The organism is Vibrio sp. YT-18 (genome assembly GCF_033337345.1).
GTDB classification, from domain to species: domain Bacteria; phylum Pseudomonadota; class Gammaproteobacteria; order Enterobacterales; family Vibrionaceae; genus Vibrio; species Vibrio alginolyticus.
Genome location: NZ_JAWOQO010000029.1, coordinates 1 through 24,350, shown reverse-complemented (window position 1 = coordinate 24,350; position 24,350 = coordinate 1). Strand labels below are relative to the sequence as shown.

20 protein-coding genes are annotated in these 24,350 nt (G+C 46.5%); 10 read left to right on the top strand and 10 right to left on the bottom strand.

Features of this window, described 5'->3' with window-relative positions:
* Window positions 1–10: 10 nt before the first annotated feature.
* From R7M72_RS23025 to R7M72_RS23015, 3 genes are all read right to left on the bottom strand, one after another.
* Window positions 11–769 (bottom strand): DNA-binding domain-containing protein, encoded by a 759-nt coding sequence (locus tag R7M72_RS23025; protein ID WP_054579630.1) that lies wholly within the window; start codon window positions 767–769, stop codon window positions 11–13.
* Entirely contained in the window at window positions 766–1,638 is an 873-nt protein-coding gene (locus R7M72_RS23020) for a DUF692 domain-containing protein (protein WP_054579631.1), read from the bottom strand. The genes R7M72_RS23025 and R7M72_RS23020 overlap by 4 nt, the downstream gene beginning before the upstream one ends.
* A gap of 99 nt (window positions 1,639–1,737) precedes the next feature.
* Window positions 1,738–1,998 (bottom strand): DUF2282 domain-containing protein, encoded by a 261-nt coding sequence (locus R7M72_RS23015; protein WP_005378779.1) that lies wholly within the window; start codon window positions 1,996–1,998, stop codon window positions 1,738–1,740.
* Window positions 1,999–2,279: 281 nt separating this feature from the next.
* On the opposite strand from R7M72_RS23015, the gene uvrD reads away from it, so the two are divergent.
* Complete coding sequence (gene uvrD, locus R7M72_RS23010) at window positions 2,280–4,454, top strand: DNA helicase II (protein ID WP_318056334.1); 2,175 nt, start codon at window positions 2,280–2,282, stop codon at window positions 4,452–4,454.
* 982 nt (window positions 4,455–5,436) lie between these two features.
* Here the strand turns inward: uvrD and ggt are convergent.
* The 4 genes from ggt to rarD all read right to left on the bottom strand — a co-directional run bounded on the left by ggt (window position 5,437) and on the right by rarD (window position 9,853).
* Window positions 5,437–7,203 (bottom strand): gamma-glutamyltransferase, encoded by a 1,767-nt coding sequence (ggt, locus tag R7M72_RS23005; RefSeq protein ID WP_318056333.1) that lies wholly within the window; start codon window positions 7,201–7,203, stop codon window positions 5,437–5,439.
* Between the two features lie 111 nt (window positions 7,204–7,314).
* Window positions 7,315–7,974 (bottom strand): LysE family translocator, encoded by a 660-nt coding sequence (locus R7M72_RS23000; RefSeq protein WP_258475690.1) that lies wholly within the window; start codon window positions 7,972–7,974, stop codon window positions 7,315–7,317.
* A 91-nt stretch (window positions 7,975–8,065) separates the two neighbouring features.
* Window positions 8,066–8,863, bottom strand: a complete 798-nt coding sequence (locus tag R7M72_RS22995; RefSeq protein ID WP_238855097.1) for an AraC family transcriptional regulator — start codon at window positions 8,861–8,863, stop codon at window positions 8,066–8,068.
* A gap of 72 nt (window positions 8,864–8,935) precedes the next feature.
* Window positions 8,936–9,853: an EamA family transporter RarD gene (gene rarD / locus R7M72_RS22990; RefSeq protein ID WP_047102542.1), complete on the bottom strand. Its 918-nt coding sequence runs from the start codon at window positions 9,851–9,853 to the stop codon at window positions 8,936–8,938.
* 178 nt (window positions 9,854–10,031) lie between these two features.
* On the opposite strand from rarD, the gene recQ reads away from it, so the two are divergent.
* From recQ to R7M72_RS22975, 3 genes are all read left to right on the top strand, one after another.
* Window positions 10,032–11,867, top strand: coding sequence for an ATP-dependent DNA helicase RecQ (recQ, locus tag R7M72_RS22985; protein WP_005451195.1), 1,836 nt, complete (start codon window positions 10,032–10,034; stop codon window positions 11,865–11,867).
* Window positions 11,868–11,876: 9 nt separating this feature from the next.
* A complete protein-coding gene (locus tag R7M72_RS22980; protein WP_038885406.1) occupies window positions 11,877–12,182 on the top strand; it encodes a DUF3630 family protein in 306 nt (101 codons plus the stop codon).
* A 234-nt stretch (window positions 12,183–12,416) separates the two neighbouring features.
* A complete protein-coding gene (locus R7M72_RS22975) occupies window positions 12,417–13,091 on the top strand; it encodes a 7-cyano-7-deazaguanine/7-aminomethyl-7-deazaguanine transporter (protein WP_005378770.1) in 675 nt (224 codons plus the stop codon).
* Between the two features lie 222 nt (window positions 13,092–13,313).
* Here R7M72_RS22975 and R7M72_RS22970 read toward each other — a convergent pair whose 3' ends face one another.
* The 3 genes from R7M72_RS22970 to rhlB form a co-directional block, all read right to left on the bottom strand.
* On the bottom strand, window positions 13,314–14,957 hold the full coding sequence (locus R7M72_RS22970) for a sugar nucleotide-binding protein (protein ID WP_064368858.1): 1,644 nt from the start codon (window positions 14,955–14,957) through the stop codon (window positions 13,314–13,316).
* Window positions 14,958–15,128: 171 nt separating this feature from the next.
* Window positions 15,129–16,622 carry a guanosine-5'-triphosphate,3'-diphosphate diphosphatase gene (gene gppA / locus R7M72_RS22965; RefSeq protein WP_053350783.1) on the bottom strand — a complete coding sequence of 498 codons (1,494 nt, stop codon included), beginning with the start codon at window positions 16,620–16,622 and terminating at the stop codon, window positions 15,129–15,131.
* A gap of 19 nt (window positions 16,623–16,641) precedes the next feature.
* Window positions 16,642–17,961, bottom strand: coding sequence for an ATP-dependent RNA helicase RhlB (gene rhlB / locus R7M72_RS22960; RefSeq protein WP_005378764.1), 1,320 nt, complete (start codon window positions 17,959–17,961; stop codon window positions 16,642–16,644).
* 111 nt (window positions 17,962–18,072) lie between these two features.
* On the opposite strand from rhlB, the gene trxA reads away from it, so the two are divergent.
* The 6 genes from trxA (at window position 18,073) to fre (ending at window position 23,893) form a co-directional block, all read left to right on the top strand.
* Entirely contained in the window at window positions 18,073–18,399 is a 327-nt protein-coding gene (gene trxA / locus R7M72_RS22955) for a thioredoxin TrxA (RefSeq protein WP_004745500.1), read from the top strand.
* 196 nt (window positions 18,400–18,595) lie between these two features.
* A complete protein-coding gene (rho, locus tag R7M72_RS22950; protein WP_005378757.1) occupies window positions 18,596–19,855 on the top strand; it encodes a transcription termination factor Rho in 1,260 nt (419 codons plus the stop codon).
* 106 nt (window positions 19,856–19,961) lie between these two features.
* Window positions 19,962–20,954 (top strand): hypothetical protein, encoded by a 993-nt coding sequence (locus R7M72_RS22945; RefSeq protein ID WP_054575528.1) that lies wholly within the window; start codon window positions 19,962–19,964, stop codon window positions 20,952–20,954.
* A gap of 91 nt (window positions 20,955–21,045) precedes the next feature.
* Window positions 21,046–22,899, top strand: coding sequence for a 4-hydroxy-3-polyprenylbenzoate decarboxylase (gene ubiD, locus R7M72_RS22940; protein ID WP_167415540.1), 1,854 nt, complete (start codon window positions 21,046–21,048; stop codon window positions 22,897–22,899).
* Window positions 22,896–23,165, top strand: a complete 270-nt coding sequence (locus tag R7M72_RS22935; protein ID WP_009696789.1) for a 2Fe-2S iron-sulfur cluster-binding protein — start codon at window positions 22,896–22,898, stop codon at window positions 23,163–23,165. Before ubiD ends, R7M72_RS22935 begins: the two co-directional genes overlap by 4 nt.
* Window positions 23,166–23,179: 14 nt before the next feature.
* Entirely contained in the window at window positions 23,180–23,893 is a 714-nt protein-coding gene (fre, locus tag R7M72_RS22930) for an NAD(P)H-flavin reductase (protein ID WP_005382872.1), read from the top strand.
* Window positions 23,894–24,350: the final 457 nt, after the last annotated feature.

The window sequence follows — 24,350 nt, the reverse complement described above, 5'->3', positions numbered from 1 at the left end:
AGAGTGCTCCTTAGATTGATTGCAATGTAAAGCCGTCAACAATATCGAGTGCCATGATGCGATTGAGATGAGCGAGTAAAACTTCAGGTATTTCGCTCAAACTCTGCTTCTGCTCTAAACATTGCAGCAGTTGGAACACATCGGCATCGAGTGCGTGACACAAGGCTTCTCCATTGGCTTGAATCGATATGACACCTTGCTGTAATTGGTTGATATTAAGTTGTTCGAATTGCCCAGTTTGAATCGCGCTAAATAGATCGAATACTGCGTAGTTGGAGTCAAAGCTGCGGCAGCCCTTTTTAAGGTGTAAGACTAAAGCGGGTTGTTGCTCTTCACTCACTTCGCCAAGTAACGCAAGCGGTTTTAATTCTGCTGCATTGGACTGTTCATACTGTGCTTGACGAGCTAGGTCGATATGCCACTCGAAGCGTGCGACTTCAGGGCTGTAAGGTGCTTGTGCGATCACCTGACTAAACTGCATGATGGTGTCTTGAAAGCCTTCGCCATAATGCACCACATTTCCTTCTTCTAATGGGTAAGAAAGAACATGCTGGCGAGCTATCTGTTCAAAGCATTCTTCACCAAGCAGCGCTTCAACCATCGGGTAGGTCGCGGACAACACTTCGCTTAAGCTGACGATAAAGTTATTGCGGTAAATTTGTATGCGTTCATCAGCGGTAAACGTATCACTGGCAATATCGCAGTCTTCACCGAGCGCTTGATAGTGCAGGGCTTTAGCAAACTGGCTTTGTAAGGTGGCTAGATTCATGATGCCTTCCTTGGTTCGCTTTGTTCACTTGGAAGTGTGCCTTGCAACAGCAGTTGCGATGCTTTCTGCGCTTCTTCGAGCAAGACTTCTGGCGCGGGGATATCCAAATCCCATTCAATCAACGTATGACGTGGACCGTGTTTTTTTGTCCACTGTGAAAACAACTGCCAAACTTCATCGCTAACTGGGCGGCTATGGGTATCAATCCATATCTCACCTTTGTCGAGTTGTTTAATGGTAAAACCTGCCAAGTGAATCTCATCCACTTTGTCGGCTGGAATCGCATCTAGGTATGTGTCGCAATCAAAACCGTGGTTGAACGCTGAAACATAAACATTGTTTAAATCGAGCAATAAACGACAGTCAGTGCGCTTTTGCACTTCGGTAAGAAACTCCCATTCGCTGATGGTCGAATGTTGAAACTTCACATAACTAGATGGGTTCTCTATCAAGATCTCGCGTTGCAAATATTCCTGCACTTCATTCACGTTACGAGTGAACACGTTGAGCGCTTCTTCCGTATACGGAAGTGGAAGCAGGTCATTAAAGTAGTGACCGCCGTTTTCACTCCAACTTAAATGGTCAGAAACAAGAATTGGGTCGATTGAGTCAATCAGTGATTTAAGTTGCGCAAGATGCTTTTGACTAACACGTTCCACCGAACCTAGCGACAAACCAATACCGTGGCAGCTAATTTGATATTGCTCGCGAAGCGTTTGTAGCTGATGGCGCTCTGTTGCATTGGGTTGGAAATAGTTTTCACTGTGGATTTCTAACCAAGACAACTCAGGCTGGGATTGGCTAAAGTAATCGAGGTGAGGGGTTCTTAATCCAACTCCAACAAGGTCGTGGAAGGTGTGGTGTTTCACGTGAAACTCCTTTTCAAATCGTGCGGGAAGAGAAGGATGCGTCTTGGCTTTGCGTTGGTTGAGCGTCAACGCATCCTCACAATAGCTAGCGATAAAAGATTATGAAGAAGAAGTGCTACCGCCAGCGAGTTTGTCACAAAGACCTTTTGGTACGACTACGAATGCGTCTTTTTGGTTATCTTCTTTAGAAGTACCAGCGCATGAGCTGCTTTTTGTTGCACAGTCGTTTTTACCTGCTTTAGAAACGCCATAGCACTTTTCTTTTTCAGCAGCGACAGCTGGAGCTGCAGTTAGCATTGTGCCACCAAGAGCTAGAAGACCAGTAACAGCAGCAGTAACAGCTAGATTCGACTTTTTCATAATAAATTCCTCTGAATGATTTCCTTTACTTTAAGTTGGCAAGATGAATCGCCTGTTTTGGCGTTTTTGTTATCAACTTGCTTAACTTAAAAGATAGGAAACTGGCTAAAAAACTTTCAGAAAAATTTCTGAAGCAAATGGGTTTGTAGGGTTAAATAGGTATAACTAATTGATGTGTTGGGTAAAAAAACATCGATTTTTTTATCAAGTTTTGTCTAAACAGCACCCGGTTGTTTAGGTTATAATCGGTTTTTATGTATAAATAACCAGTAGCTCTCATCATGATGGATCCATCTCTATTACTCGACGGTTTGAACGATAAACAACGTGAAGCCGTTGCAGCACCTCTAGAAAACTTGCTCGTTCTTGCTGGCGCAGGAAGTGGTAAGACACGCGTTCTTGTTCACCGTATCGCTTGGCTGATGTCGGTCGAGCAAGCTTCTCCGTTTTCAATTATGTCGGTAACCTTTACCAATAAGGCGGCGGCAGAGATGCGTGGACGTATCGAAGAGCTAATGATGGGCAGTGCAGGCGGTATGTGGAATGGTACTTTCCACGGCATTTGTCACCGTATTCTGCGTGCACACTATCTTGATGCGAAGCTACCGGAAGATTTCCAAATCATCGACAGTGACGACCAACAGCGTCTGCTAAAGCGTTTGATCAAAGCGCAAAACCTCGATGAGAAGCAATGGCCAGCACGCCAAGTGGCATGGTGGATTAACGGCAAGAAAGACGAAGGTCTGCGCCCGTCGCACATTGATGCGTACCATGATCCAGTAACCAAGACATATCTGCAGTTGTACACCGCTTACCAAGAAGCGTGTGATCGTGCTGGTTTAGTCGATTTTGCGGAAATCTTGCTGCGCGCACATGAGCTACTGCGTGATAACAAGTTCGTTCGTGAACACTACCAAGCACGCTTTAAGCACATCTTGGTCGATGAGTTCCAAGATACCAACAACATTCAATATGCTTGGCTACGTATGATGGCGGGTCCTGAGTGTCACGTGATGATCGTAGGTGATGACGACCAGTCGATTTATGGTTGGCGTGGTGCAAAAGTCGAGAACATTGAGAAGTTTACGCTCGAATTCCCAAGCGTGAATACCATTCGTCTTGAGCAAAACTACCGTTCCACTAAGACCATTCTGGAAGCATCTAACACCCTGATTGCGAATAACACCGAGCGTATGGGTAAAGAGTTGTGGACGGATGGCGTGGTCGGTGAGCCTATCTCGGTTTACAGCGCTTACAACGAATTAGATGAAGCCCGTTTTGCGGTGAACAAAATCAAAGAGTGGCAAGACAAGGGCGGTGCTCTGAATGACGCTGCGATGCTTTACCGTAACAACGCCCAGTCGCGTGTTCTGGAAGAAGCGTTAATTCAAGCCGGTCTGCCTTATCGTATCTATGGCGGCATGCGATTCTTCGAACGTCAGGAAATCAAAGATGCCTTGAGCTACATGCGTCTGATTGCCAACCGTAACGATGATGCGGCGTTTGAACGTGTGGTGAATACGCCAACGCGTGGTTTGGGCGATAAGACGCTTGAAACCATCCGTTTTGCGGCTCGTGATCGTGGTTGCACCATGTGGGAAGCGAGTGTGGCAATGTTAGACGAGAAGGTGCTTGCTGGTCGCGCTGCTGGTGCTCTGAGCCGTTTTATCGAGCTTGTCACCGCGCTAGAAGACGACACCTTAGAGATGCCGCTGCATCACCAAACTGACCATGTAATTAAATACTCGGGCTTGTTCGCGATGTACGAGCAAGAGAAGGGCGAAAAGTCTAAGGCACGTATTGAGAACTTGGAGGAATTGGTGACCGCAACTCGCCAATTCGAGAAACCAGAAGAAGCCGAAGACATGTCACTGCTGACGGCATTCCTAACCCACGCAGCACTAGAAGCGGGCGAAGGACAAGCGGACGAATTTGAAGATGCGGTTCAGCTCATGACATTACACAGTGCGAAAGGTCTAGAGTTCCCATTGGTGTTTATGGTCGGTGTGGAAGAAGGCATGTTCCCAAGCCAAATGTCGGCAGAAGAAGCAGGGCGCTTAGAAGAAGAACGCCGTCTGTGTTACGTAGGCATGACCCGTGCGATGCAGAAACTGTACATCACTTATGCTGAAATGCGCCGTTTGTACGGTCAGGATAAGTACCATAAGCCGTCTCGTTTTATTCGTGAGCTGCCAGAAACATGCTTGGATGAAGTACGAATGAAGGCGCAAGTTAGCCGTCCTGCAAGCAGTGGTCGATTTAGCCAAACTGTTGTGAAAGAGAGCTTTAATGAAACCGGCTTTACACTAGGTTCTCGTGTGATGCATCCAAAGTTTGGTGAAGGCACCATCATCAACTTCGAAGGCAGTGGTCCACAGAGCCGTGTACAGATTGCCTTTAACGGTGAGGGCATCAAATGGTTGGTGACTGCTTACGCTCGACTAGAGAAACTGTAAGGCTTCCCCAAAACTAATCAACTCAAGAGCTGCTTCGGCGGCTCTTTTTGTTTGTGCGGTTTTGGTGTCGATAAAGCAGTAATACCAATCGTAGTAAATAACTGTTCATTCTAGCTTGTTAAAATACTCGATAACTTCGTTGCAATTTCTGATTGTAGAATAACTACTTATCGAAAAATTGCGCCTTGTTTTCAAGCATTTTTCCTACGCTATTTCTGATCACTTATCTACTGTGATTGGCATAAAAAATGGAATGATAAATGGAGTACAAAAGCGCGACTTAACGATGCCGTTTGAAGTGAAAGGTGGGCGTTGTGGGTGAATGCCTGTTTTCAGCAGATCTACTGAGAAAAACTTTAGGCAAAGAAAAACCCCGAGGGCTTGCGCCCATCGGGGTTATAGTCTTACTCGCAGCAATCCAGCTACTAAGAGTGCTCCATGCATCTAATCCATGATAGTGTGCTGAATCCGTCAGCTTAATCCTTACGTCGCCTTCCTAGCGGTGTCCTTAGTGACCTTATCCTGGTCTGCTAACTATCCTCGTTAGCTCTCATCACTTGTTCCCTGAGCGGTGTCCCTGACATCATCCTGATGTTCAAATCCTTGCCTCGTCCAGAGGTGTCCATTTCCCGTCCTTAGTAGCAACCATCCTAGTCACTATTGATTCCGTTCAATGTCCAATTTTGCAATCCATGCCCGACTATTCGTCCTGAATAACCGTTTCTTCTTCCTGAAGTTCACCAAGTCCGTGGTGTTTCCTGTTCCGTGTCAGCATCCTTCCGACAGGTTTAATATTACGTGTTTAACGATTTCCAACAACGGGCTAATCTCACATTTTTTTACTCTCTTAGCGTTCAAAAAAGATACATGAGTATTAAATTCAATGGCTTATGCGCTTTGCTGTACGGTTTTACCATTAAAAAAGAGAGGTTTGCTCAACCCTTTGTGAGAGATCTCGCACAAGGGGTCGAGCGAAAGACTCTTACTGCCCGATAGCGGCACCTTCACGTCTTGGATCCGCAGCGCCTTCAAGACCGTCTTTTGTTATGCGTATCGCATGCAGACCAGAGTTCAAATCCCGAACATCGGTTTTAAAACCCATCTTCTCCAGAGCAGGCTGTAAGCCCTCTGCGGCGGTACCTTGCTCAATATCTAAGGTGCCAAAACGGTTCAGCAATCGTGGCTGATTAATCGCGCTCTGGATGTCCATATCCCATTGCGTGTGGGCGATAATGGCTTGTGCGACGTAACCAATAATGCGGCTGCCACCCGGTGAGCCAATTGCCATGTAAGGTTTGTCATCCTTCATCATAATGGTCGGTGCCATGGAGGAGCGTGGGCGTTTTCCCGGTTCTAAGCGGTTCGCGATTGGCACACCATCTTGATGCGTGCGGAAAGAGAAATCGGTCAGTTCGTTATTGAGCAAGAAGCCACGCACCATCAAGCGTGAGCCAAAAGCATTTTCAATGGTTGTTGTCATTGAAACTACATTGCCTTGCTTATCGACGATATTGAAATGGCTGGTGGAAGGCTGCTCGATCGATTGGTCCATGCTTAAGTTCATCGCGTGCGACCAAGGAGGATTGCCGGCGTCAACCTTACTCAAGGCTTTACCGACTTGGATAAGCTCAGCACGTTGTTTGAGATAATCTTTATCAAGCAAGCCTTCGGTTGGCATTGGCACATAATCTTGGTCAGCCATGTATTTACCGCGATCCGCGAACGCAAGACGAGATGCATCGGCGATCACTTGCCATGATTTTGCGCTTTCGGCTCCCCATCCTTTCAGATCGTATTGTTCGGTGATCGCAAGAATCTGTCCAACCGTCAATGCGCCAGAGCTTGGTGGTCCCATACCGCAGATGTCATAGCTTTGGTAAGCCGCACAAACCGGTTCACGTTGCTTGATTTGGAACGCGTCAAAGTCAGGTTGTGCCAATACGCCAGGATTGCCCGGTGCATTCTGTACTGTCTTGATGATGTCTGTGGCGATATCGCCTTGATAAAAAGCTTTTGCCCCTTGCTCTGCAATTGCCGTCAGAGTTTGCGCGTATTCAGGGTTCTTCAACAATGTGCCTTCGGCTTTTGGTGAGCCATCTGGATTAAAGAAGTAAGCTTTAGTCGCAGGGAAGCGTGATAGGCGATTGGCATCTTTTTCAATCAGGCTCGCGAGGCGAGGACTCACTTCGAAACCTTGCTCAGCCAAGGTAATTACAGGTTGGATGATTTTCTTCCATTCTAACTTGCCGTATTTCTGGTGCGTGTCCCACAGTAGTTTCACTGTGCCAGGAGTGGCGACGGAACGCCCACCGACAACCGCATCGTAAAATTGCAGTGGTTGTCCTTTGTCATCTAGGAAGAGTTTCGGCGTCGCGGCGAGCGGTGCGGTTTCGCGTCCATCATATGTAGTCAGTTTTTGTTTCTCACTGTCCCAATACACTAAGAAGGCGCCACCACCAATGCCTGAAGATTGCGGTTCTACCAAGCCCAGCATCAGTTGTACGGCAACCATGGCATCAATAGCATTACCACCTTGAGCAAGAACGTCTGCCCCAGCTTGGGTGGCTAGTGGGTTGGCTGCGGTGACCATATAATCTTTGGCTTTGACCAATTGCTTTTGCTCGAAGCCAGTACTGTGCTCCGGTGCAACCGCATCTGCTGCTTGGTTAGCAAAGGCTGAGGTAGATAAGACGAGTGGGGAAGTAAGAAAAAGACCCGTGGTCACGAGTCGGTTGAACGTCCAATGCATGATGACTCTCCATGTTGCCAGTTTTGTGCTTTCAGCTTGGCAGTCATGAAGAGTCACGTCGAGTCAGCAATCTTAGAAATGTCGATTGTGCTACGCTTTTAAATCAGTACTTTATCCGATAAAAGTGCTGATGGTTTGGTACAAAATACTGCCGCCCACGAGAGTAAATACCACGCCACACAGACCGTCGATATAGATGCCTGCTTGTTGCAATTTACGTTGTAAGCGCTGTGTCGACAGCATCCATGCAAGGCTAGAGAACCAGAATAGCGACAAGCCAAACAGGATGATCAAAGCAATACCTTTGCCAGTGATCGACATACCTGCAGGGACTAAGCTCGACATCAAACTGATAAAGAACACCAAGGCTTTCGGGTTAAGGATGTTGGTCGCAAATCCTTTCGCAAATGCCTGACGCTTATTGCTGATCACAAAGTTGTTTGGCTTCTTAGGTTGATCCGCCTGTGGGTTTTTGATCATCGAGATCACTGCGCGCAATGCACCAATACCTAAATAGAGCAGGTAACTACCACCAAGCAGTTGCACCACCGAGTACAACACTGGGTGCTGGTGGACGACAAAACTCACACCTGTCAGGCTGAACAAAGAGTGCAGCAAAATACCGACAGACAATCCCAACGCAATGTACAAGCCCGTTTGACGACCATGACGCGTCGCGTTTTGTACGACCAGCGCAAAGTCGGGACCTGGACTCATTAGGGCAATAAAGTGAATGCTGGCGAGTGTCAGCAATATGGTGGATTCATTCATAACACATCTCAAATTTAACCAATGCGGCTATTGTCGTGGTAAGTCACCTGTGGCGCTTGTAAAAAACTGACAGCTTTCTCGGTAAATGAAATTAACGAGCCACTTGAGAAGGGGAAACGCCGTAGGTCTGTTTAAACGCTTTGCTGAAATGCGCTTGATCGTAGAAACCGATTTGATGAGCGACGTCGGTACCACATTGACCAGCTTGCAGTAACTTCATGCCTTGTTCAAGGCGCAGGCGTGCGAACCATGCATAAGGCGTCATGCCAGTTTGCGCTTTAAAGTGGCGCTGGAACTGAGTTGGGCTCAGTTGGCACAGCTCTGAAAGTGAATCCAAACGCACTGCTTGGTCAAGGTTCGCCATTAGATAATCTTTTAACGTCCCAAGCGATTGGTTTCCTAGCGGCACGACTTTTTGTCGCTCAAGCGATCCGTAGCGTTCAAAAAGCTGGTTAAATCCTTCAAAAGGAAGGCAATCTTTGGTGAGTTGGCTGAGGTTTTCACGACGAAGTAGTCCGTGTAAGTTACTAAGTTGTGAAAATATCTGTGGATCCGAGATGATCAGTTCGTTGAAGTGTATTATTTGACCGTTTTTCTTAAGATCGGCTAGATCGCTCAATAGGTGAGGTTCGATCGCAAACACATTCACTTCGTAGCCACTTTCGAGCTTAGATTGCCCGTCGTGCAGCTCATCCGGCGGCATAATCACAATTTGCCCGTGACCAACTTGGTGGCTGTTACCTTGGTATTGGAACTTCTGCGCACCATGCGTGATCAGGCCGAGATGAAAATCCAGATGGTAATGCCTTTGAAAAGCAAATTTCTGGTATTTCGCCTCTATTAGACTCAAGTTGTCATGGTCGGTTGCGTAGTACTGAATATGTTCCATTAAACAAAAAAAGCTTGGTCACATTATGACCAAGCTTATCTGGCAATTTCTAACTTGTCTTGTAAAAAACGATCACTGTGGCTGAACGATTCGGCGTGAGCGACGGTTATTACGTAATCCATCAAAGCTAAACACGACTAGTGCTCCCCAAATAAAGACGAAAGTGATCGCTTTATCCATGGTAAAGGGTTCGCCATACATCAATACTGCAAGTAAAAACATTAAGCTTGGGCCTATATATTGGAAAAAGCCCAAAGTCGATAATTTGAGTCTTGTTGCTGCACCCGTAAAGCACAGCAGTGGCAGGGTTGTTATAACCCCAGCTGCGATCAACAAACTATTTAACGTAAGTGGATTCGTAAACATATTTGAGGTTGGTGTATCGGCAATAAAAAGCAAATAAACAGCGGCCACCGGCAGCAGAAGTAATGTCTCGATAAACAAGCCAGTTTTTGCATCGACACTGACTTTCTTTCTTAATAAGCCATAAAAGCCGAAGCTCATTGCTAACGCCATCGCAACAACAGGTACGGAGCCAAATACAATCAGTTGAACGAGTACGCCACAACCTGCCAATACAACCGCGAACCACTGTAATTTACGCAGTCTCTCTCCCAAAAATACCATCCCAAGTAAGACGTTGATCAGTGGGTTAATGTAATAACCTAAGCTGGCGTCGAGCATATGATTCGAGTTTACCGCCCAAATGAAAATCAACCAATTGCCGCCAATTAGCATGGAACTTGCGATCAGGTAAGCGATTTTCGTTTTGTCTTTCGCGATGTGGTAAGCCGAGCGCCAGTGACGGCCAAAATGGAGGAGTGCAGCAAGCAAAAAGAAAGACCATATCACTCGGTGGCTTAGAATTTCCAAAGGAGATACTTGTGCGATGGACTTAAAGTACATCGGCGCAATGCCCCACATGGTATACGCACCAATCGCTAGCAAGATACCTTGCCGCGCGCGTTGTTGTTCGTCTTCTGGTGTCATGAAGTGTCACCTAATTGTGTGTTTTATAGAGCAGAAAATCAGTATACGAGTCGTGATGCGAAACACCTAACAATTTGCGGTTTTATTCACCATGAAACCCCATTACAATGTGCCCTCACTTTGTGTGCCAGTGGTATGCATAAGCACCTCTTTTTTAAGACCCAATCTGAGACTTTTCATGACCTCGACCTTGTTAGCCGAACAATCTGATTCGCCTGTAACGCCTCAACGTGTGTTGGAGGATGTGTTTGGTTACCAAGAGTTCCGTGATGGTCAGCAGTTGGTGATTGATGCTGCGGTAGAAGGTCGCGACAGCTTAGTTATCCTGCCTACTGGTGGCGGTAAGTCGCTGTGTTATCAAATCCCTGCTTTGGTTCGCTCTGGTATTACTTTGGTGATTTCTCCGCTTATCTCGCTGATGAAAGACCAAGTGGACCAGCTTAAAGCCAACGGTGTAGCGGCTGAATGCATTAACTCGACCATGCCTCGTGAAGAGCTGCTCAGCGTGTATAACCGCATGCACACTGGTCATCTTAAGTTGGTGTACGTCTCGCCAGAACGCGTATTAATGCGTGACTTCATTGAACGTTTGGAAAACCTGCCGTTATCGATGATTGCCGTTGATGAAGCGCACTGTATTTCCCAGTGGGGACACGACTTCCGTCCAGAATATGCCGCGCTTGGTCAACTTAAGCAGCAGTTTTCCCATGTGCCATTTATGGCGCTGACGGCGACCGCAGATGACGCAACGCGCCGAGATATTCTTGAACGTCTGCAACTGAATAATCCAGAGGTTTACCTAGGCAGCTTCGACCGTCCTAACATTCGCTACAACTTAGTTGAGAAGCACAAGCCGGTTTCGCAAATCGTTCGTTATCTGGAAACCCAAAAGGGTAACTGCGGCATCATCTATTGTGGTAGCCGTAAGAAAGTTGAGATGGTGACCGAGAAGCTGTGCAACAACCACATTCGTGCTGCTGGTTATCACGCAGGTATGGACGCTGATGAGCGCGCTTACGTTCAAGAAGCTTTCCAACGTGATGACATCCAAATTGTAGTGGCGACCGTGGCATTCGGTATGGGCATCAACAAACCAAACGTGCGTTTTGTGGTTCACTTTGATATCCCGCGCAACATCGAGTCTTACTACCAGGAAACGGGTCGTGCAGGGCGTGATGGTTTACCTGCAGAAGCGATGATGTTGTATGACCCAGCGGACATCAGTTGGCTGCGCCGTATGTTGGATGAGAAAGACGATGGTCCACAGAAGCAGGTGGAAACCCACAAACTGAATGCGATGAGTGCCTTTGCTGAGGCGCAGACTTGTCGTCGTCAGGTGCTATTGAATTACTTTGGTGAGTATCGTGAGAAGCCATGTGGCAACTGCGATATTTGCTTAGATCCACCGAAGCACTTTGATGCAACAGAAGAAGCACGTAAGGCGTTGTCTTGTGTGTACCGTGTTAATCAGAGCTTTGGTATGGGCTACGTGGTAGAAGTGTTACGTGGCATGCAAAACATTCGTGTACGTGAAAACGGGCACGATAAGATTTCTACCTACGCGATAGGGCGCGACCACAGCCACGATTACTGGGTGAGTATCTTCCGTCAGTTAATCCACAAAGGGCTGTTGTTTCAAAACATCACGCGTAACTCAACGCTGCAATTAACCGAAGAGGCACGTCCGCTTTTGCGTGGCGATGTGACCCTAGAGTTAGCGGTTCCACGTTTAGACACCGCAGCACGTGCGGCGAAGTCAGATAAATTGACCAGCAAGAACTACGATAAGAAGCTGTTTGCTAAGTTACGTAAGTTGCGTAAGTCGATTGCTGATGAAGATGGTTTACCACCATACGTGGTCTTCAGTGACGCGACTTTGATTGATATGGCGGAAATTCTGCCAACGTCTTACGGCGAAATGCTGGCAGTCAGCGGTGTTGGTCAACGCAAACTGGAGAAGTACGCCGACCCATTCCTTGATTTGATTCAAGAACACATTACTCACCATGGATAAGGAACCAAGATGCAAAAGGAATTTGGCTTAGCGGACTACATGGCACAAGAAGGGCGCTTAATCATTACCGCGCCGAGCTTTGACCTTGATAGCTTTCCTACTTTAGGTGAGCGTTTAGTCGGCTTGCTTTCTGCTACTGTGGTTGAAAAACAATGGGATGCGGATATTCACTCTTGGCTGATCGACTTTGAAGGTTGCCGACTGTTTATGAAAGCAGAGCATTACAGCGAAGCGATTTGGTTTGAAGCGTTAGCGATTGAAGAGAGCAGGGAAGAGTTGGATTATCTTGCAGGATTGTTCCAGCGCGGCTTCTAAAAATAGAGTTTTTTTAGAAAGGGTGTTTCACATGAAACACCCTTTTTTATGCTCAAACGTTTGCGTAAGACAGATGACTTGCGGCGAAAAGTGGTTAATGTATAATCGCCCACCGCTTCGCTCAGAAAGAGCCAAGCCAGTTTATTTTTCATTTTACATTGTTGGTAAGAGCCACTTTATTCAGTGACTCGATTTGGGTTCCCTCACCCCCAAACCAAACTAAAAAGGTATCGCATGAGTAACTTTACCCCTGCGCAGCAGCGCAACGCCCTTATCTATCTGGTTCTATTCCACCTAGTCATTATTGCATCTAGCAATTACCTAGTTCAGCTACCGTTTACTATTTTCGGTTTCCATACCACTTGGGGCGCATTCACTTTCCCATTTATATTCCTAGCGACTGACTTAACTGTGCGTATTTTCGGTGCTCAGTTGGCGCGTAAGATCATCTTCTTAGTGATGTTGCCTGCTTTGGCAGTGTCTTACTTCTTATCGGTGGTGTTCTTCGAAGGTCAATTCCAAGGTTTTGGTCACCTAGGGGAATTTAACTTATTCGTTGCTCGTATCGCGATTGCTAGCTTCATGGCGTACCTACTTGGTCAGATCATGGATGTGCACGTGTTCAACCGCCTACGTCAAATGAAGCAATGGTGGGTGGCACCAACGTGTTCAACGCTTTTCGGTAATGCACTTGATACTATCGCTTTCTTCGCCATTGCGTTCTATCAAAGCCCAGATCCATTTATGGCAGAGCATTGGACGGAAATCGCGTTGGTGGATTACGGCTTCAAACTGATTATCAGTCTTGGTTTGTTCGTTCCGATGTACGGCGTATTACTGAATTACCTAATTAAGAAGCTGACTGCGGTGAACCCTGACTTTAAGGTGACGACAAGCGTTCAGTCTTAATATCAGTGGGAACCCCGAAAGCCGCTTGCTTAAATCAAGCGGCTTTTTTGTACCTGCTTACTGGGATTTAGAGGGTTTTGTACAGCGTGGGGAGCAATTAGATCATGGGTGTCCAAAAGCTCCCTAAGCTGTACGAAGGTAAAAATGAGCAATAAAAAAGGTCCCGAGTGAGACCTTTTTATCAAAGTTACGGAACGTAGAGGAAGCTCGTTGGTGAAATGGCTAACGGAGCATCTTCTCAATCAAAATGGCTTTTTGCGCATCGAAGGCGCCAAGTTGCAGGCCGTTCTCCCAACTGATGCTTTGATTGAACATCGCCAACATCAAACCGACACTGCGTTGATTGGCGTCCTGCCAGCAATCAGATTCGCTGTACTCTCCATCATTTATCGCGTTGCCATTAACGAGAATGGGCTCGAAACGCCATTTTTCGCCGACACGGTAGTAGCCTTTGCTGGTTAAGGTCTGGTTGGATTGAATCGTTAGATTGTGCTCGATGCCCGGTTCACCTGTTAGTTCAAATACAAATCTTAGCTGGTGGTCACCACATTGCAGATCAACGATCAGTTGGCCGTTTTCCTCAACCAGTGTTGATTGAGAGTAGTCTCCGAAGCAATGCAGCAACCAAGAAATAGGGTGGCTAGCTGTCTCAAGAAACCACTCTTTGAGCGTGAAGGTGCCTGGTAGATTAACTTGGGTGACTAGATTGACCACACAAGGTTGGGTTTGCGAGGCGAGCCACTTCTCTATCGTCTTGGCGGTCTCTAGCTGAGCAAAGGCGTAATTAACCAATAGGTTGGAGTTCGGTTGCTGCCAGTGAGTGATGTCGGAATTCAATCCCACCAATGGCTTTTCACAAATTAGCTTGGTTGAACCTAACTTCTTAATTATCTCTGCATGAGTATGCGCAGGTGTCGCGATTGTCACTACATCAAGTTGCTTGAGTGCGCTGATGTTCGTTTCTGCCTTTGGGATTGCTTCTTCACTGCACGCTTGCTGAAGCGGTTCTATTTGGTTGGCGCATAACGTTGTGACCGATACACCATTGTTTCGATAGTGGGGAATGTGCGTGCGTCCCCAGTTGATTCCTATGATGCCGGCTTGCTGGATTTGCTCTGGTTTGTTGAAACGTTCACTCAATGGCGGCAAGGCAATTCGTTCATCGGTTAGACGTTGGTCATGGTGATAGTCATTGCTTGGCAGCACTTGCCATGGCTTGTTGTAATGCTGTTTGAGTGCACAAACGAGTTCGTAGAAATTCCACTTATCCTTTAAGTTGCTATCAAGATGGTATAAACCGGCTTCGTTCCGCTCAATAAGCTGCAAAAAGGCGAGTGCAGTATCGTCCATATGAGAAGTCGCGGGATACCAAGCTGTGCTAGCGGTAATAACGCCGTACTCTTCATGTTGGCGGTCGAGATGCGCCAACATGTTATTGCCTTCTGCTTGGTGATGGAGCTGCCAACCAATTCGAGCAACCATCGCATCTGGATTTGCTTGCCAGATTGCATCTTCACAACGAACTTTGTATTTGCCGTAATCATCTTGGGTGTTTCTTTCTTCAAAGATGCCATAAGGCCCGTTTTTTGTGGCATCAAATACCATTGCTGTGCTGACAAAGAGGTAAGGAATATTATGGCGTTTGCATTGCTCACCAAGCCACGCTGCCCACTCTTCACTTCCCATCGCCATATGGCACACCGCATTGATGTGGTGTTGCTGCCAAAATTGTTCACTTTGCTGTAGATCATCCGGCGGGATTTGGTGGTGATTCCACTCCAATATGTTCCAGCCGCGTAGGTGAAACTTATGAGCGACTTTTGGGGCGAGGGTGCCAGTTAAGCCAGTCATTAAAACGGTTTTCATGATGGTGCATCTTGGTTGGCTAAATTGTGTTTATCAATAAAGCATGGCTGTTTTTCGATGTAGAGCGGAGAAGCTGAGATTTTTGCTGGGCAGCACGTTTTGTAGGGGAAGTAGATGCAAAAAAGCCCAAGCGAACGCCTGGGCTTAATACGTTATGACAGAAGTGGTCGATTATATTGCTACGACGCTTAACGGCCAGCCGATGTCTGTCTGACGGTTGGATTCAATTTCCAACTCAGCCGCAGTCAGTGGGTTTTTCTCTAGCCATTGCGCATCAATGTGTAACGTTAGATTGTCGCCTTCAACTGTTAGAGTCACATTTGGCTCTAGATCAGGATTGCGACGATGGCTGAGCAGAACCGCAAGACGCAACAGTCTCAATACTCGTTTGGCACTTGAGCCTGATAATGCATGCTGCTCAGGTAAAGAAGTGAGCTGTTCGCGATAGCGACGAGCCACTTCACCAATAAAGAACTTCTGTGCGCGCGTGTAACCAGGCAGATCCAAATTCTGCAGCAAGTAAGCACTATGCTCTCCGCCTTTTTTGAAATCGATAGTTAAACCAATTTCATGCAGTTTTGCGGCGGTCTCGAGTAATATCTTGCCCTGAGGCTCTGTAATCCACTCATCGCCCCCAGCTTGCTGTAAAAGCGTGTGTGCCAGAGTAGCGACTTGTTCGCCGTATTGGTGATCGAGCTGATAGCGATTTTGTACGCTAGCGATAGTGCGGGCACGAATGTCTTCTTGGCGAAGCTCTTCAACCATCTCATACACTAAGCCTTCGCGTAGTGCGCCGCCAGCGAGTGTCATAGCATCGATTTCAAGCAATTCAAAAACGGCAATCAAAATAGAGAGGCCACTAGGGAACACTAATGCCCGCTCAAGTGTTAAGCCTTCAATATCGAGCTCTTCTAAATGGTCGGCCAACATGGCTTGCTTCTGTAGACGCTTGAGTTTGGAGTGAGTGATTACTTCGTCCATGCCTTGCGCCAGCATAATCTCTTGCAATGCCTGAACAGTGCCTGATGCACCAACACACACATCCCAACCAATTTCTGTATAACGTTCTAAAATCGGCTGAATGGTCTGTTTCGCTCCTTCAATTGCCGCGTCAAAGTTACGAGCATTCAATTGGCGATCTTTAAAGAAGTTTTCAAGCCAAGTCACGCAGCCCATTTTTAAGCTGGTCAGTGCTTTGGCTTCGAAACCTTCACCGATAATCAGTTCGGTACTTGCTCCACCGATATCGACTACAAGGCGACGACCACTACCGCCAGAGGTGTGAGCGACACCTTTATAGATAGTGGCAGCTTCTTCTTCACCAGTAATCACTTCGATAGGCTGGCCTAGAATTTGGTTAGCCTTTTCTAAAAACACATCTACATTGGTCGCGGTACGTAATGTTGCAGTACCGACGATGCGAATGTTTTGTTTAGGAATGTCCTGCAAGCGTTCCGCAAATAGACTTAAGCAGTCCCATCCTCGCTGCATAGCTTCCATACTAAGAGAATTATGTTCATCTAAGCCCGCTGCTAGACGAACTTTGCGCTTAATTTTAGCCATTGTTTGAACGCTGCCATCGATGTGACGCACAACGAGCATGTGAAAACTGTTCGACCCGAGGTCGATGGCGGCATATAGCGGTGATGATCCTGCTTGACTCATAAACGAACTCAGTTTCCTATTACGATTGTTTTGGTGCCGATTGACGCGGTTGGCGTGGACGACGTCCCTGCGGCTTACGGTTACCAGAACCAGAACGGGTACCGCCAGTATTCGTGCGGCGCTGTTGGTTGCGTGGTGCACGCATACGAATCGGAGCCGGTAGATCTTGAATCAGTGCCGACGAATCGTACTCTGAAACTGGGATTGTATGCTCAATGTATTCTTCGATTGCTGGTAGGTTAACCGCGTACTCTTCACAAGCAAAACTGATCGAATGGCCGCTCGCACCAGCGCGACCAGTACGGCCAATACGGTGAACATAATCTTCACAGTCGTCAGGAAGGTCGTAGTTGAAAACGTGCGTTACCTGAGGAATATGCAGGCCACGCGCTGCAACGTCAGTTGCAACTAAGATGTCGACATCACCTTTGGTGAATTGCTCAAGAATCTTCTCACGCTTCTTCTGCGGTACATCGCCAGTAAGAAGGCCTACACGGTGTCCATCGGCAGCCAAATGACCCCAAACCGATTCACACTTATGCTTGGTATTGGCAAAAATGATAGCGCGATCTGGCCACTCTTCTTCAATTAGTGTTTGAAGCAGCGCCATTTTGTCTTCATTCGAAGGATAGAAAAGCTCTTCCTGGATACGGTGGCCAGTTTTTTGTTCTGGTTCGACAACGACATGCTCAGGAGTATTCATGTGTTCGAATGCCAGTTCTTGAACGCGGTAAGACAGCGTTGCTGAGAACAGCATGTTCAAACGCTCTTTTGGCTCAGGCATACGACGGAACAAGAAGCGAATGTCTTTAATAAAGCCAAGATCGAACATGCGGTCGGCTTCGTCCAGAACAACAGCTTGAATGTTGTTGAGGTTAAATACGCGCTGTTTGTAGAAATCGATGATACGGCCTGTTGTTCCGATCAGAATATCTACGCCGTCTTGCAGTTTCGCAAGTTGCTTGTCGTAGCTTTCACCACCGTAAGCTAGAGCGGTTTTTAGACCTGTGCTTTCAGTTAATGATTCTGCATCATTGTAAATCTGAATAGCGAGCTCACGTGTAGGCGCCATAATAATTGCGCGTGGCTGTGTAGGCTTACGACCTTCATGTTCCGGAGTCGTCAGAAGGTGGTTGAACGTAGCAGTAAGAAACGCGAGCGTTTTACCAGTACCCGTTTGGGCCTGGCCTGCGATGTCTTGGCCGGTGAGCAGGACCGGCAACGCCAAGGCTTGGATAGGGGTACAAAATTCGAACCCTTTTTTGTCCAATCCTTCAATAACTTGGGGCTTTAAGCCCAAATCGGCGAACTTTTGCTCTGTGATATGCGTCTTTTTCATGGTTATAGAATATCAGCTAAAGCTTGCAATACGAAAGTAAATACATTCCAATAGGGCATCTAATTACTGGTTATCATCCAACCAGTTTCGAAAAACACATTGGAGTGGAAGATGAGTGATAAGATTTTGCAGCTAACTGATGACGGTTTTGAAAACGATGTAATCAACGCTGCAGGCCCGGTTCTAGTGGATTTTTGGGCAGAATGGTGTGGTCCTTGTAAAATGATCGCTCCTATTTTGGACGAAATCGCAGACGAGTACGAAGGCAAACTCACTATCGGTAAACTAAACATCGACCATAACGCAGGTACACCACCTAAGTTTGGTATTCGCGGCATTCCAACGCTATTACTATTTAAAGATGGTAACGTAGCGGCAACGAAAGTAGGTGCTCTGTCTAAAACTCAACTAAAAGAGTTCCTAGACGCAAACTTATAATCACCAAGTGATTACAGATAAAACCGTGCAAAGTTACAATGCACGGTTTTGTTTTTCTAACTCTGGACTAGAATACTAATTAGTGCTAACTTATCGCGCGTTAATTGAACAAATTTCTCTTCTTGGTCGATCCTGAGACCAAATCCATCTTAACTAGAAAACAGATCTTATTTTGACTAAACAAGAATCCACCACCATGAACCTTACCGAACTGAAGAACAGACCTGTGTCTGACCTTGTAAAACTGGGCGAAAGCTTAGGATTAGAGAACCTAGCTCGCTTAAGAAAACAAGACATCATCTTCGCGATTTTAAAAGCGCACGCGAAAGGCGGCGAAGACATCTTTGGCGATGGGGTTCTGGAAATTCTGCAAGACGGCTTTGGTTTCCTACGCAGTGCAGATAGTTCATACCTTGCGGGTCCGGACGATATCTACGTATCACCAAGTCAGATTCGTCGCTTTAACCTACGTACTGGTGACTCTATCGCTGGTAAAATTCGTCCACCAAAAGACGGTGAACGTTATTTTGCCCTTCTAAAAGTCAATACCGTTAACGACGATAAACCAGACAACGCCCGTAACAAGATCCTATTTGAAAACCTTACCCCTCTACATGCGAATGAGCGCATGGTGATGGAGCGTGGTAACGGTTCAACAGAAGACATTACAGCACGTGTTTTAGACTTGGCATCGCCAATCGGTAAAGGTCAACGTGGTCTGATTGTTGCTCCGCCTAAAGCGGGTAAAACAATGCTTCTGCAAAACATCGCGCAAAGCATCGCGTACAACCACCCAGAGTGTGAGTTGATGGTTCTTCTTATCGACGAACGTCCAGAAGAAGTAACTGAGATGCAGCGCCTAGTTAAAGGTGAAGTGGTTGCGTCGACTTTCGATGAGCCAGCATCTCGTCACGTACAAGTAGCGGAAATGGTAATCGAGAAGGCAAAACGTCTTGTTGAACATAAGAAAGACGTGGTTATCTTGCTTGACTCTATCACTCGCCTAGCTCGTGCTTACAACACCGTAGTGCCTTCATCAGGTAAAGTACTAACAGGTGGTGTGGATGCAAACGCATTACATCGTCCTAAGCGTTTCTTCGGTGCTGCACGTAACGTAGAAGAAGGCGGCAGCCTAACTATCATCGCAACGGCACTAGTAGATACTGGTTCTAAAATGGATGAAGTTATCTACGAAGAGTTCAAGGGTACAGGTAACATGGAACTGCACTTGAACCGTAAGATTGCTGAGAAGCGTGTATTCCCTGCGATTGACTTCAACCGCTCAGGTACACGTCGTGAAGAGCTACTGACGAAGACTGACGAACTACAGAAGATGTGGATTCTGCGTAAGATCGTTCACCCAATGGGCGAAATCGACGCAATGGAATTCCTAATCGATAAGCTAGCGATGACGAAGACCAACGATGAGTTCTTCGATGCGATGCGTCGTCAATAGTCTCAGATAAGTTATTCTGCGAAAAGCCACCGTATATCGGTGGCTTTTTTATTGCTTTCTCCCGATAGAAGTATCAGAATGAAGGAAATGTTATCGGGAGGTTAACATGCAACAAGGAATGTTGTCGTCATTACTCCTGAGCTTGTCACTTATCACTCTACCTGCGACATTATCTGCCAAGGAAATGCATGAGTCTGTAGTAGAGCAGTGGCTTCAGGATACTCAAATACAGGCTAAAGTCTCTGAACTGCTTGATTACGCTGTCAGAGATGAAGTCGACTCGCTTAAATTTGCCCTTGATAGACTTGCTTTGCCTCAACAAGAGGTGGTGCGCTTTCAATTATTGGAAAAGCTTGAAAAGCAAGATGTGATTCTCACGCCTCGAATGGCTCTGTTTGTTGAGTCCCAGATCCGTATGACCCCGACTTATCAAGTGTTAGAGCGAGGTGATGGGTATGAATTTAGTGTACCCGCTTTTAACTTTCCCGTTATTGCGAGTCGCTTGATTAAGCGTTGGAAACAAGACCAAAGTACCTTGGACTTTGTCTTACAAGCTGAACGAAGAGAGCTTAACTTAAAGCAATGGCTTACAGGGCCATCTCAACAAGCTCAAGCACGTGAAGCGCTTTTGATTCGAGAGTTAGACAGCTTATCACCCAACGCGCTTGCTGCATTAGCGGCCCAGTTAACCAAAGCAAATGTGACCAGTTGGTTACCCTCGACGGCCGTGATAGTCAGGTTGGCACAAGTTAGTCAGGATGAGGAAGTGTACAACTTACTCTGGCGGATGAAAGCCGATTACAACAGCCAGTCCGAACTTGAGCGTTTAGCTGCGGTTGGAGACGTTTTTTCCATTCAGCAATTGATGAATGCCACAGTTAACCCATCACTCAAGCCAGAAGCTATTAGTCTACTTACAAAATCTAACCCTCTATCTCCGCAAGTAAAGCAGTTTCTAGTTAGAAAAATGGCGTTATCAGAAGAAGCAACCATGGTTGCTCGAGAGCTTGCTCAACAAGGGCATCAAACCTGGTTGGAAGAGTTAGTATCTTCGAACCATCAGATAAAGACTCGGCAGATTGAACAAGTATTAAAGTAATCTTGCTCACATACCCACACAAAATAGGAGGATCTTAGCGTCCTCCTATTTGTTATACTGCGGACAGTTTAATCAGCCAGCATGAAGGCCTATGAGTTTTAAGGATTTACGCGAATTTATCGACCACCTAGAACAGAAAGGTCGACTTAAACGCATCACTCACCCTGTCGATCCCGCTTATGAAATGACAGAAATCAGCGACCGCACCTTGCGTGCTGGTGGACCTGCGCTGTTGTTTGAGAACCCAATCGGCTACGACGTACCTGTTTTGACTAACCTGTTTGGTACACCAGAGCGTGTCGCAATTGGCATGGGACGTGAAGACGTTAAAGAATTAAGAGAAGTCGGTAAGCTGCTGGCTTATTTAAAAGAACCTGAGCCACCAAAAGGCTTCAAAGACGCTTTAGAAAAACTGCCTGTGTTCAAACAAGTATTGAACATGCCGGCTAAGCGTTTACGTAAAGCACCATGCCAAGACATTGTTTGGCAAGGTGATGAAGTCGACTTGGATAAAATTCCGGTAATGAGCTGCTGGGCAGAAGATGTAGCGCCGCTGCTTACTTGGGGCTTAACCGTAACCAAAGGTCCAAATAAGAAACGTCAGAACCTAGGCATTTACCGTCAGCAGAAAATTGCCAAGAACAAAATCATCATGCGTTGGTTAGCCCATCGTGGTGGTGCGCTTGATCTGCGCGATTGGATGGAAACCAACCCAGGTAAACCTTTCCCAGTTTCGGTCGCGTTCGGTGCAGACCCAGCAACCATTCTTGGTGCAGTAACACCAGTGCCAGATACGCTATCGGAATACGCATTTGCAGGTTTGCTACGTGGAAGCAAAACGGAAGTCGTGAAGTCAGTCAGCAACGATTTGGAAGTGCCAGCGAGCGCGGAAATCGTGATGGAAGGTTATATCGACCCGAGCGAGTTTGCTGATGAAGGTCCTTACGGTGATCATACTGGCTACTATAACGAAAAAGAAAAGCACCACGTATTTACTATTACGCACATTACTATGCGTAAAGACCCTATTTATCACAGCACCTACACAGGTCGTCCGCCAGATGAACCAGCTGTATTGGGTGTGGCATTAAACGAAGTGTTTGTGCCTATTCTGCAAAAGCAATTCCCAGAGATTGAAGACTTCTATCTTCCGCCAGAAGGTTGTTCGTACCGAATGGCCGTCGTCACCATGAAGAAGCAGTACCCAGGACATGCCAAGCGCGTAATGATGGGCGTGTGGTCTTTCTTACGTCAATTCATGTATACCAAGTTTGTTATTGTGTGCGATGAATCGGTAAACGCACGAGATTGGAATGATGTCGTGAAAGCCATGTCAGAGCATATGGATCCTGTACGTGATACCTTGATGATAGATAACACGCCAATCGACTCGCTCGACTTTGCTTCACCAGTGGTTGGGCTTGGCTCCAAAATGGGCTTGGATGCGACCATTAAATGGGATGCCGAGCTGGCGACGCGAACCGAGGTCACTGAGCGAGACAGCAAAGCGATTACCGAAGCAGAACTAAATGAGTTGAAACAGCAACGCCCTGAGATTGTTGACGTCTATCTTCCAGTTACAGCAAACAACCAATTTGCTGTCGTGACTATGAAGAAAGACCAAGCTGGTCAATCCCAAGAATTGATGGAACATCTATGGGGCTTCTTTGCTCAGTACACGGATAACAAATTCATCATTTTGTGCGACGATGACGTTAATGCACGAGATTGGAATGACATCATTTGGGCGGTGACAACTCGAATGGACCCAGATAGAGACACGATTCAAGTGCTTGGTAAGACTGAGAGTTCATCCAAATTAGGACTGGATGCGACCAACAAGTTCGAATCTGAAGTCACGCGCGAGTGGGGTACGCCTATCAAAAAAGATCCTAAACTTGTGGCTAAAGTCGATGAGATTTGGGACCAGTTAGGTATTCTATGAGTCATCAAGTCCACCTTCTACCAATGGACGTTACATTCCAAGTAAAAGAAGGGGAGACGGTGTTAGAAGCTGCGCTCAACAACAATATTCGCTTCCCACACCGTTGCCAAGTTGGCGCTTGCGCCATGTGCATGTGTAAAAAGCTAACGGGCGAGGTGAGCTATCACCTCGAACCGATGCTAACCGAAAAAGAGCAACAGCAAGGTTGGATATTCCCTTGCCAAGCCTATACAGAAAGTAATTTAGTGCTTACTTTTGACGAGTAAGCGAGAGGAACACCATGACCATCCAATGTAAAGTAAAGTCTATTCAGCCGTTAGCTTGTAATACTTACCAAATCCTTCTTCATCCAGAATCACCAGTGCCTTTTAAAGCGGGTCAGTACCTAATGGTGGTGATGGGTGAAAAAGACAAACGTCCTTTCTCTATCGCAAGCAGCCCTTGTCGTCATGAAGGTGAACTTGAACTGCACATCGGTGCGGCGGAACACAACGCTTATGCACAAGAAGTTGTCGAAGCAATGCAAGCGGCGCTTGAAACTGATGGTCAGATTGAAATTGATGCGCCACATGGCGATGCTTGGGTTCAAGAAGAAAGCGAACGCCCATTATTATTAATTGCTGGTGGTACAGGCTTCAGTTACGTTCGCTCGATTCTGGATCACTGCGTAGCGCAGAATAAAACCAATCCTATCTATTTATATTGGGGGGCGCGCGATAACTGCCAGCTTTATGCTAAAGACGAACTGGTCGAGATCGCCGATAAGTTTGCTAACGTTCACTTTGTGCCAGTAGTAGAAGAAGCACCTGCAGACTGGCAAGGTAAAGTTGGTAACGTGCTACAAGCAGTAGCCGAAGATTTCGAAAGCTTAGAAAACTACGATATCTATATTGCAGGTCGTTTTGAAATGGCTGGCGCAGCACGTGAACAGTTCACTCAGAACAAGAAAGCGAAGAGCGAACGTATGTTCGCAGACGCGTACGCATTCATTTAAATACGGCTTTTGATACAGAAAAAGAGGGTTTTTTACCCTCTTTTGTGCTTTTTTGATGAAATAGTCATCGAACAGTCAGTTTTTTCCATTTTTTTTCAAAAAAGGGTTGCGAACGGATCTGAGTTCCCTATAATGCGCATCCACCGACACGGCAGACGCGATAAGGCTTCAGCAGGGTCGGAGAGGTGAAAGCTTCTACGAAAAATAAAATTGAAAAAGTGTTTGACACTGTCAATTAAATCGCTAGAATTCACCTCCGCTTTGAGAGAAAAACTTATCGCAAAGCAAGCTCTTTAACAATATAGACCTATCAATCTGTGTGGGCACTCGTTGATGATAATCCAATTCGATACTTCGGTATCAAATTAGGTTTCAATGAAACGAAGTGACCATTGAATCGAAAGATTCAGCACAGTCAATTCAAACATTACTTATGTAATGTTCAGTATTCATTGAG